The organism is Paenibacillus roseus (assembly GCF_016424485.1).
GTDB lineage: Bacteria > Bacillota > Bacilli > Paenibacillales > Paenibacillaceae > Paenibacillus_D > Paenibacillus_D roseus.
On the sequence record NZ_JAELUP010000066.1, the window covers coordinates 15,826 to 28,127 of the forward strand.

The 12,302-nt window shown below is 44.1% G+C and carries 4 protein-coding genes and 1 pseudogene; all 5 read left to right on the forward strand.

Annotated elements, in window-relative coordinates; genetic code table 11:
• Positions 1 to 28: 28 nt before the first annotated feature.
• The 5 genes and pseudogenes from JFN88_RS13875 (at position 29) to JFN88_RS13895 (ending at position 12,183) form a co-directional block, all read left to right on the forward strand.
• A complete protein-coding gene (locus JFN88_RS13875) occupies positions 29 to 4,318 on the forward strand; it encodes a fibronectin type III domain-containing protein (RefSeq protein WP_199019905.1) in 4,290 nt (1,429 codons plus the stop codon).
• A 77-nt stretch (positions 4,319 to 4,395) separates the two neighbouring features.
• The gene (locus JFN88_RS13880; protein ID WP_199019906.1) at positions 4,396 to 9,804 is read left to right on the forward strand and encodes a polymorphic toxin-type HINT domain-containing protein; all 5,409 of its coding nucleotides are present in this window, start codon (positions 4,396 to 4,398) and stop codon (positions 9,802 to 9,804) included.
• Between the two features lie 787 nt (positions 9,805 to 10,591).
• Positions 10,592 to 11,026, forward strand: a complete 435-nt coding sequence (locus JFN88_RS13885) for a helix-turn-helix domain-containing protein (protein WP_233167843.1) — start codon at positions 10,592 to 10,594, stop codon at positions 11,024 to 11,026.
• A 339-nt stretch (positions 11,027 to 11,365) separates the two neighbouring features.
• A pseudogene (locus JFN88_RS13890) lies at positions 11,366 to 11,763 on the forward strand (transposase); the annotation flags it as partial.
• Between the two features lie 60 nt (positions 11,764 to 11,823).
• Positions 11,824 to 12,183, forward strand: coding sequence for a hypothetical protein (locus tag JFN88_RS13895; protein ID WP_199019908.1), 360 nt, complete (start codon positions 11,824 to 11,826; stop codon positions 12,181 to 12,183).
• Positions 12,184 to 12,302 lie beyond the last annotated feature (119 nt).

The window sequence follows — 12,302 nt, forward strand, 5'->3', positions numbered from 1 at the left end:
CAATTGAATTGTTCAGGAGGAGATTACTTTGGATTCATGGCGCAATAAGCAGAGGTTTCTAGGATTATATATGAGTGCTATTATCATTTGGTCAGGTTTCTTCACAGGGAACACAACGGCTTCAGCATCTGAATCTTCTCAGCCTGAGGGAGTTGTTTTCAATTCTACAACATCTACACTGGATGTTGGAAGTGAGCACTCTTTATTTGTACATACAGATGGAACTGTGCGGGCGTGGGGGAGAAATAATTATGGACAGTTGGGTAACGGTACAAGAATAGATAGTCAAGGTCTTGTGCAAGTAAGTGGTTTGACCGATGTAGTTGCTGTAGGAACAGGAAGAGAATTTTCGGTGGCTTTGAAGCAAGATGGAACGGTATGGGCATGGGGGATGGATTACTTTGGTTTTTCGAATGGAACTACCTTTAAAACTGAGGTACCTATACAAATAACCGGACTAACCGATGTTGTTGCAATTGCGGTGGCGGACGAGCATACTTTAGCTCTAAAACAGGATGGGACAGTGTGGGCATGGGGCTTTAACGATTGGGGACAATTAGGAATAGGGAACACGACTAGCAGTTCGACCCCCGTTCAAGTTACAGGATTAACTGATGTAAAGCAGATTGCGACGGGAAGAACCTGCTCAATGGCAATCAAACAGGATGGTACGGTGTGGGCATGGGGATCAGGTTTGCTATCAGGCAATGGGGAACTAATCCATCAGTATGCCCCTGTTCAAGTAATCAATATATCAGACGTAGTAGACATTGCGGTGGGAACCTTGATTGCTTTTGCTGTTAAGCAGGATGGCACAGTGTGGGCATGGGGAGCGAGCCAGCACGGACAATTTGGTAATGACGGAGATTTGTCCATAAGCCTTTTGCCCGTTCAAGTAAGCAATATAAGTGGAGTAGTCAAAGTAAGTGCCGGCCACGATCATGTTTTAGCTCTGAAGCAAGACGGTACATTGTGGTCATGGGGGAGGAATAAAGAAGGACAGCTAGGACACGGAACATTGACCAATAGCGAGTCCCCTTCTCAAGTCTTAGGGATTTCCAATGTCCAATCGTTTGCAACAGGCCCCAAGCAATCTGCGGCTATCACACAAGATCGCAATTTCTGGGCGTGGGGAAGCGATGTTGCTTCACTGTATGCAGAGCGTAATGTTTATCAGGCAACCCCAACTGCATTGTCCGGATGGTTAACAAGCACCGAAGGTCCTACGGCTCCCGATTCATTAAGCGTAACTGATTTCGATCATACCAGTGTGAGTCTGAGCTGGGGGGCGTCTACTAGTAGCGTGCCTATTTATGAGTATGATATTTATATTGGCTCAAATTTAGTAGGTACTACAAATCAAACCTATACGACTATAGATAAACTTGATGACTCCACTTCGTATTCTTTTTTTGTCAGGGCAAGAGACATCGTGGGTAATCGATCCGTTGGAAGCAATGTTGTCACGGCAACTACGAGTGAGATGAATCCGACTATTTCCCTTACTGTAACGAATCGAACGAGTACGAGCGTTGAACTGTCGTGGTCATCAACTAATTACTGGAAATATTCAGAAATTTTAGTTGATGATACACTGCTGACTACGGTTGAGGAACCGGTGAAAAAGTATACGGTTACCGGGCTTAGCGAAAATAGCACGTATACTTTCAAGATCAGACAAAAACATTGGGACCGCAGTCTAGTAGCTGTAAGTGATCGCGTGAGTTCAAGTACCGATGTCGTGCCTCCAACGGCGCCACAGCATCTGAACGTGACGGATCGGACAACCTCATCCATAAATATTGCGTGGACGGGGTCTACAGATAATGTTGGAGTGAATCAATACAACATATACAACGATGGTTCTCTGTTCGCTTCGGTTGCCGGGACGGAGACGAGCTACCAGTTGGCAGGGCTTGAGGCCAATCAACCATATTTGTTGTCAGTTAAAGCGCTAGATAAGGCTGGGAATTTATCAGTTTCAAGCAACATAGTAAGAACGGGAACAGATTTGATACCGCCGACCAGGCCAGAGTCGCTGACTGTAACCAATCGCGCGGAAACCAGTATCGCTCTCTCATGGAAAGAGTCTACAGATAATAGGCAAGTCGCAAGTTATGAAATCTATAATGGAGAATCTTTGTTGGCAGTAGTTCCAGCAAGGCTAACGAAGTATGTTTTAACGGATCTTGAGACCAATACAATGTACAATCTTACGGTACGGGCAGTAGATCCGTCTGGAAATGTATCCTTGCCCAGTAATAGTGTTTTTGTCAGTACAGATGTAGTGGCCCCGACAGCGCCTTCTTCGCTGACAGCCATCGGCTGGGGACCGACAAGTATAACTCTTGCCTGGACAGCATCTATAGACAACGTAGGAGTGACAGGTTATGAAGTTTATAGAGGGAATATACTCCTGGGAGTTGTCGCTGGAAATATCACGCAATATACAGTTGAAGGCTTAAATGGTAATTCAATGCATACGTTCACTGTAAAGGCAAGGGATGCTGCTGGCAACGTCTCGGCGGCTAGTCAAAGTATCGTTGCCAGTACCGATGCGACTCCGCCATCTGCTCCCTCCTCATTGTCAGTGACTAATCGAACTAAGACGAGTGTTTCACTTTCATGGACGGCAGCAACGGACAATATAGGGGTCGCATCCTACCATATCTATAACAACGGAAGCGTCATCGCAGAAGTTCCAGGCACCGCAACCAGTTATACGTTGACTGGCCTTAGCGAGAATACAATGTTCACTTTAACGATTAAAGCCAAGGATGCAGCCGGGAATATATCAGCTGCGAGCAACGTCGTTTCGGTAAGTACAGATATTGAAACGCCCTCCTCGCCGGGACCGTTAACTATAGTTAGTCGTACAGAAACAAGTATTGCATTTTCATGGTTGCCATCCACAGACAACGTAGAGGTTTTAAAATATGAAATCTATAATGGAAACGTCCTTATGTCTACAGTGAATGGAAGCTTAACCAGTCATACATTGACAGGATTGATTCCTAATACAATCTATACAATTGGGGTTAAGGCATTGGATGCAGCCGGCAACCGATCTGAGTTCAGTAATCAATTATCCGTCAGTACTGATATTACAAGTCCAACGGTTCCAGGTTCATTACATGCAACAAACCGGACCTCGACGAGTATTGCTCTCGCCTGGACAGCTTCTACAGATAATGTGGCTGTAAGTAATTACAACATTTACATGGGTTCCACACTTGTGGGCACAGTTGCAGGAGGAGTGACAACTTTTATAGTAACTGGCCTGCAAACGAATTCTTCCTTTGTTTTTACCGTAAAGGCACAAGATGCAGCTGGAAATCTATCGTTAGCGAGCAATAGTTTAACAGCCAGTACGGATATTGTGGCTCCAACACCCCCTGGATCATTATCCGTAACTGATCGAACCGCAACGAGTATTTCACTTGTCTGGACAGCTGCGACGGACAATATTGGAGTAGTTGAATATGTCATTTATGACGGTGAAAATCAGTTGGTTTCCCTTCCCGGCATACAGACAAACTATGTGCTGACTGGTTTAAGCCTGAATACGATGCATAAGTTAACGGTTAAAGCGAAAGATGCGGCCGGGAATGTATCGGAAGCAAGCAATATAGTAATGGCAAGTACGGACGTCATCGCACCAGCGCCCCCTTCTGTACTTTCCATTACGAATCGTACGGAAACCAGCATTACTCTTTCATGGGTGGCGGCATTGGACAATGTAGGGGTAACAGGCTATCAGATCTATAACGGGACAACCCTTGTCGGTAGGGTAGAAGGCACGGCAACAAGTTATACCGTAACTGGACTAAATGTCAATACAACGTATTCGTTTCGGGTTAAAGCGAAGGATGAAGCCGGTAATGAATCGGAATGGAGCAGGGAGATCGTGGCTAGTACAGATGTGACGCTCCCAACAACTCCAACCCGTTTTGGAGTTGTAAAACGAAATTCAGATGTTATGGAGTTGCAGTGGGATGCTGCTTCAGACAATATTGGCGTGACGGAATACATCATTTATTTAGGGGATACTTTGCTGGGAACAACAGATGCCAATACAACTCACTACGTTGTACCTAATCTTCCGGTGAATACAACGCATGTTTTGGTTGTTAGGGCAAAGGATGCAGCTGGAAATTTATCTTTGCCTAGTCGTGCTATCCGTTTCATTAAACCATCTGGCCAAATTAAATATCATTACGACAGCCGTGGGAGACTGCAAAGAATCGAGTTGCCCGGAGGAAAAATGATTGAAATTCAGGTTGATGATAACGGAAATACGTTAAGCATAGCGATATAAAGCTTTATTAGGGGATGATTTCAATTTTGAAATCATTCCTGACACAGAGGAGAGAAAATCAAAAGGAGAGGTTTTACTTGAAAAAATATCTATCAATGTTGTTTTGTATAGTGATATTCATAAGCTCATTTCCTCCAGTTGTAGCTGGAGCAAGCAATCTGGATGTTCAGAAAGACGTTGGAAGCATACCTCCATACGAAAGTCAAGAATGGGATGGTTGGGAAGATTCGGAGTTCAATGAGACCTTTTTTCCAGAGGACTTCAGGCGGGATATGGGGACGGAGGAGCCTTATATTCCGCAGTTGGGGCCTCAGCTTGTAACGGAAGAAACAGCGGTTGATGGTCAACAAGAGATAAACATGCAACGAATGATGGCAAGAATGAGCAATGAAATTCCAGACCCCAGCATTATAAATGCAGTTGGCAATTTGAATGTGAAGACGCCGCAAGCGCCCTATTCCATTGCTCAACAGCAGGAAAGCATCTCCACGTTGAATGGTAATTTGACAGTCGAAACGACAGATATTTCCTTGCCAGGAAGAAATGGATTATCTTTTGACCTCAAAAGAATTTATGATGCCTCCAGTGCGGAATTTTTCAAGCAAGATTATGAGATGACAAAATTCTGCGTATGCAGAGTTGAACATTCAGGTATAAAATACCTGGAAAAAAAGAACATTCACACAGAAGAAACATCCAAAAATGTAGTAAGTAGTGGCCGATTTTATTTTGATCCTTATATTCGCCCGGATATAATGAATAATGTATTCGATGCCTTTGGACTGATGCGATATATTAATGCGATGGCCGGGAAAGGAACAGCCTTTGCTAATGACTGGTCATCTCCAGATGCCAACGGAATTCAGTCAAGATATATTTGGGAGGTCAGTTCGTACCCACAAGTAACATTTAATGATCTGTATACAGGTCCATTGCTAATTAATTGGCGGAATAAAGCAAAGGAAAAAACGTCCGAGGAACGGCTATATCCGATTGGAAAGGGATGGATGTGGAATATTCCTTTTATTAAATATGCTGAAGGCAAATCCTATTTGAATATGATGGATCAAGGTAGCTATGAAATCTCCGGAGCAAGACTAAAAGGGTATGCCTTCCAGGACCTATCCATTGCAAGCGATACTTCTGTCACTGTAAATGGAAAACAGTCGTATCTTGCTTTAAAATCGATCCATGGCCTCCATCATTATTTTGCAAGCGATGGCCGACTGATTCAAATTGCCGATCGTTACAATAACACGATATCTTTCTATTACAATAATCATACCACCTATGGCACTGTGCTCACTCGTATCATAGATGCTGCTAACAATTCAATTGAGATAACTTATAATGAGAATGAAGTAGAACTGAAGCAGGGAGATAAAACGGTCAAGTATTATAAATGGAAGTATGAATCCTACGATCCGCTTCCAGAGTTTGATTTGCTGGAAACCGAGATTTTGTACAGTGTATCGGACGCAGCCGGACGACGAACCTACTATAACTATGCATTTGAGAATGCTAGTTTTAATTTGATTCAAGGTGCCGAATACCAGAATAACATGACCGCTTTGCTGAAGGACATTCAACACCCGACAGGCGCAATCACAAACTATACATATGCACCCGTCACCCGGAAAACGGGCGATTATGCGTCACAACGCGCGTTCCGCATCACTTCACGGAAAGATATGGCCAATGGGAATACCTATCGCTTACAAAATTACACCTATACCAACCCACAAGGAGCAGCTACAGATTATGCAAGCACCTATGGCCAAAATATAGCTAACTTCTATGTCAATGTGGATGACAGCCTGACCCGCACTGTATATGACCACCGGAAGAAAGTATCGAATGCGAATGATTCGCCGGAGTTTTATACGAACCGGGTGACACAGACAGTTGGAGATGAGCAAAGGATAGCCACGTTTCAATATGACGAAGTGCGCAAGATCACTTCGCCTATTCAGACGACAACCCAGTATAAGAAAGGAACGTCCACAGCGGCGGCGGTTCAAACCTCGCGGACATTCGATAATTATGGAAATATTCTTACGGAGACGGACCCGACCGGCAATATAACCACGTATACGTACCATCCTACGACGCGGTTGCTCTCCAGCGTAATGAACCGCGTCAATGACGAGGAAAACCGGCTGACGGAATTTATCCGAAATCCGCAAGGGAGCATCATAAAGATTACGGTAAGGAAAAATAATGAGAACGGGGAACTGATGGCCCAGGCCTCCTATGAAAATATCGATGTGCACGGGAATGTGCGGCGCATCGTGATCAAGGATGATGGACGGGATATTATTTACGACACAGAGTATGGCGCTGCATTCCTCGGCGCATATCCGACAAAGCAGACAATTCGCACTACAAATGCAGACGGTGCAGCGCAAACGGTCGTGAACACGGTTGACTATTATACGAATACCGGGTTGGTTAAATCGTATACAAAAGGGAATGGCCACATCATACAATTGCAATATGACAAGCTGGATCGGCTAACTAAAGTAACCAACCCAGATGCTACGGTCGCGTCTGTTGTCTATACAGATTCAGCGAATCAGGCGGTGATCACCGATGAGAGCGGTATTGTCACTCGCATGAGATGGGACCGACTGGGGAATGTGATTGAAGAAGCGATCCGGGAAGGCTCTGCCTACAGGATTTTGCGTTCCTATGAGTATGACACATATGGACGACTGGATTGGGAGCGGGATAACGCAAATAGGATGACCGATTATGATTACGATGCCTGGAGCCGTATCATTAAAACTACGTACCCGGACAACTCGTATGCGACCGTCCAGTATGATGATATTAATCGGCAAGTGACAAGCACTGATCCCGAAGGAAATCGGGCACGCAGTACGAGCGATGTGCTAGAGAGAATCATCCGAAGCGAAATGTGGCGTGGCGGGCAGTATCAGCAACTGGAGTCGATGACATATAACCGTGAAGGTAATGTCCTTACGCGCACCAATGCCGCGGGGACGACGACTTATACGTACGATGTGTTAGGACGGATGAAATCGGTAACGGATGCGCAGCAAAAGAAATATCGTTATTCGTATGCCCTGTCAGGACCCATGACAACGGTGATGTACCCGGACGGCAATCAAATCCAGAAGCAGTATGATGAACGGGGACGATTAATCAAACAAACGAATGAATTGGGCCAAATCGATAAGTACTATTATGATGCGAATGGGAATGTCATTCAGCATATCGACCAGAAAGGCCAGTCGTTCACATACACTTACAACAATAGGGATTTCCTCACCAAAAAGCAATCGCCAGATGAGACATTGGTCTTTACCTATGATCCATCCGGGCGGCGGAAGACGATGAGTGATAGTATAGGCATCACTTCTTATGAATATAAAGCGGCCACGGGAGAACTACTGCGAATCGTGCTTCCCGATAACAGGGACATTCGATATACCTACAATACTTTGGGTCAAAGAACAAACATGACAGATCCGTTTGGTTATGCTATCACCTATACGTATGATAATCGCAACCGGTTGACGACAGTAGGGGAATCGGCAAACAATTCGGATGCTACCTATACCTATTATAAGAACAATTTGATGCGGGAAATTCAACTGGGCAACGGCAACACGTCATCCTTTGCATATGATGGGCTACAATTGAGTGGGTTGATCCATAAAAAAGCAAATGGCACGCTTCTCCACTCGTTCCAGTACGCGTATGATGATAATGGCAACATTACATCCCAGTCAGGCAACCAGGCAGGGGCTGCATTCCAGTATCAATATAGCTATGATTCCTTGAATCGGATAACGAACTCCAGCCAATTTAATGAAACCTACACCTATGATACTCGGGACAACCGGGCGACGATACAAGCAGATCGAGGATTCGAAGATATCTTTTTATTCGATAAACAATATGAATATGATTCGCAGAACCGGCTCATAAAAGCAACTGTCGAAGGAGCAGAAGTGACCTATCGGTATAATGGGGACGGGCTGCTGTATGAGCGAGTAGAAGGCAATCAAAAAACGCGATATTATTATGACGGCGATCAGGTCATTGCCGAGGGAAGCGTCAGCGGCACAGGGAATGGAGCGACATTCAAGACGCGCTATGTAAGAGGACAAGGGCTGGCTGCGCAGCAGAGTACGAGCGGAAAAGCCTATTATCTGTACAATGGGCATGGAGATGTCATCGAATTGCGAGATAGCACAGGTAATACAGCATTGAACAGCTACACTTATAATATTTGGGGCAAGCCGCTGATTGAACAGGAGACGGTGGACAACTCGTTCCGCTATTCAGGGGAATTATGGGATCGGACAACCCAATTGCAATATTTGCGAGCGCGATGGTATGATCCAAGTGTAGGACGTTTTATAAGTAAGGATACGTATGAAGGGGAAATTACAAATCCGCTGAGTTTGAATTTGTATACGTATACTGCTAATAACCCGTTAAGGTATATTGATCCATCTGGACATTGTTTTACAGAATGGCTAGGGAAGAAGTATTGTAAAGCCGCTTGGGAAAGTGTAAAAGAGCAGGCAAAAATAGAGTGGGAATTTCTAAAACAAGCACATTCCTCCTATTATGCAGCTGCTGATTACTGGTCAATGGGAACCCTGTCGGAGTTAAATGAATACTACAGAATTTCAAAAGAAAACCCCTATTCATTAGAACAATTTTTGGCAGCAGGAATGATATTTATAGAAGTAACCCCACAGGGGAAAGTGGGTAAGTTAACGAATAAAGGTCAAGATTTTCTCAAAAACGCAATAAAGGCTTGTAATTGCTTTACCGCGGGAACAAAAGTTCTTACAGACGAAGGGGAGAAACCGATTGAGGAAATCAAGGTAGGTGACAAAGTACTAGCCAAAGACGATGAGACAGGCGAGATGGCTTACAAGGAAGTCGAATGGCTCTTCCAACGTGATGTTGAGGAAACGTATAATATTACTGTTGGTGAAGAAGTCATAACTACAACTGATGAGCATCCGTTCTGGATTGTCGGCAAAGGTTGGGTAGAATCGAAGAATCTTGCGGTGGGCGATGTTCTTACAACTACGGATGGCAAGGAATTAGCCATTGAGAAGATTGAGGTTAAGAAGGAGCACGTCACAGTCTACAATTTCAAGGTGAAGGACTTCCATACGTACTTTGTTTCCAATCTTGGTATTTGGACTCATAATGCTTGCGGTGTTCACAAATGGGGCAATCCAAAAACGTTGCAAGACCATTATGATAGGCATGGTGCTGATTTTGGTGTCAAAACACCAGATGCATACGCTAAAAAAGCAAATGACTTTTTTAATGACCGAAAGAAATACCAAATCAAAACAGATACGGATGGAACAATCAGGGTGTATGATTCGAAAACCAATACTTTTGGGTCATATAATGCTGATGGTACAACGAAAACTTTTTATAAGCCTGCCTCTCCAACATATTGGAATAGGCAACCGGGGAAGTGAGTGAAGCGTGAAAAACCAGTGTTTAGTATGTAATTATGACGGGCTTTATGAATCACCGTACGATAGTAGAGGAGTACCATCAGATGAAATTTGTCCTTGTTGTGGATTCCACTACGGTTACGATGATGATGACATTGTTGAAAAAGAAGTAGTTTACAAGCAATGGAGAGCAAAATGGATAAATATTGGTTGTAAGTGGTTCTCAACAGGGCGCCGACCTCCTGAAGAGTGGAGTCCTAATGAGCAACTAAAGAAATTCAAGTGACCATTATTGACCTTGAGGGCGGCAATCCTCAAGGTCTTCTCTTTAACCGTCAACCAGTGCCGAATGAATCGGGCGGCACAGCCTGAAAGAACTTACCCCTCATCACCTCCGTATGAGTTTTCTCCGAAATAGCTGTACGCACATACAAAATGCTTGAGAATATAACCCCTTTGTCTTAATCTACATCCTCAACATAGCCTTAAAATCATCAGATTCCACCGTATTTGGATGCAGAAAACTTACCTTCGCTTTCTCACAGTTTTTTCAAAAAGTAATGAACGTACAAAAACTCATAATTGTCTTAAGATGAAACCGCAACTTTAGACTAAGGTAGACCGACCACTATAGTAAGGAGAAAAAATATTTGAATTTCCTCCGCAACGATCTGTCCATATGCCTCCATAGTTACTGTGCAAAAGCAATTTGGTGACGGCCAGGTAAGGTAACGTTCAGGCTAGCCGCCTTTCCTACTCTAGAGCCGCCAAGTTGCGGCATAACAGCATCAGAAGGAAGGTATTGCAGATGAAAACGAAGTACAACGACTTCTGGAGGACTAAGAATACTAAAGCCGCTAATGCGTACATGGACGAAGTTGCCAAGGAGAGCAACTTTACCGGACAGCATAAGGGATACACCATCCTGCCGCATAAAATCCATCGGTGTTACGGTCTAAGTCCGTATGAGAAGCTGATTCTTGTCGATATTGTCGCATATATGAGCGACCAGAGCCAGTACTACCCCACCATTGAAATGATTGCTCGAAATCTAGGATGTAGTTCCAAGTCCGTAGAGCGGCATATTACCACATTGGCAGAGAAAAAGCTGATTCTGGTCAGCCAGAGCAAGAATAATACGTACTACCTGCCGAACTATCTTCACGTTCATCCATACTTGCTTGTGTCAGAGAAGACACATGAATTCATTGGGAGCGTAAGGAAACAGGTAAACGAGAGATGACGCTGTGGATTCAAGAGACCGTCAAGAGTGACGACTACAAGGCATATACCGCCCGACTAGAAAAACTGCATGAAAGGCGCTTCACTACGGATAAATTCGCTGAAACGGAAACATTGGCTAGTTACACGCAATTCCTAATGACCGCATTTGCCAAGCGATTTCCGTCAGATGTCAACGGAGCATAGTGGAGAGTCTGTTATTTCAGCGGACTCTCTGTCCCAGATAGCCGACACACGGTCGGTTAAAGGTAAGAAATAATGGATCGTCTACACTTAGTTGGACAATAAAAATAAGGGTTTGTAGAATAGATCTAATACTATGAAGGAGCGGATCTCAACCATGTCCAACCAACCACGACGAACATTCACACCTGACTTTAAAAAGCAAATGGTGCAACTCTATGAAAACGGGAAGTCCAGAACTGCAATTGTGGAGGAATACGACCTCACTGCTTCGGCCCTAGACCGCTGGATCAAGCAATCGAAGGCAACGGGTTCCTTCAAAGAAAAGGACAATCGTTCACCTGAAGAAAATGAGCTGATCGCCTTACGGAAAGAAAACCAGCGTCTTCTGATGGAGAACGACATTTTAAAGCAAGCCGCGCTGATCATGGGACGAAAGTAGCGATCATCCAGAATAATCGTGATACATACTCGGTATCCGCAAGGTGTGACGCCCTCGAAATCGCCAAAAGTACGTTCTATTATGAAGCGAAAGAAAAAGCAAATGAAGATGAACTAACATAAGTGTTATTGAGGTGCTTACTGACCATAAGTACTAGAAGATGAGGTGAGTCAATGACTATCAAGCATATACTTTTAGAATTATATTGCTCTCAAAGTTCCATTGAAGATGAAGAGATTGGAGAAAAGCCTGCTTATTGTAAAAATGGGTTTGGTGATCCGGGATATCACTGTTTTGAGAATAATTGCAAGCATATTGGTTTTACTTATGCGCCTCATGAGATTGCATATTCAGCTGAACTTGGTGAAGTACCGGATGCAGATTCTTGGATTGGGTTTGGTGGTGAAATGGTCCCAAATGATGCGGATGAAGCCAAAATCTCACATTTGAAAAAAATGTGGGAAGACGTATGTCGTGAAAAAATCCACGAAGCCTATGATGAGTATTTTAAGAAAACAGGAATAGAAAAATAGTTATTCAACCTTGAAGGGTAACTGGGTCTGTCAAGAATTTTGTGTAGTGCGGCCGGGCAAGGTCGTTAATTCTAGTGGGTGGGAGTCCCATCAGGATAAAGCCTAACCAGCCATCCTGT

Bases quoted from the DNA above. Each gene is read 5' to 3' on its own strand.
- JFN88_RS13895 (WP_199019908.1), top strand. From the start codon at position 11,824: ATGACTATCAAGCATATACTTTTAGAATTATATTGCTCTCAAAGTTCC.
- JFN88_RS13885 (WP_233167843.1), top strand. From the start codon at position 10,592: ATGAAAACGAAGTACAACGACTTCTGGAGGACTAAGAATACTAAAGCC.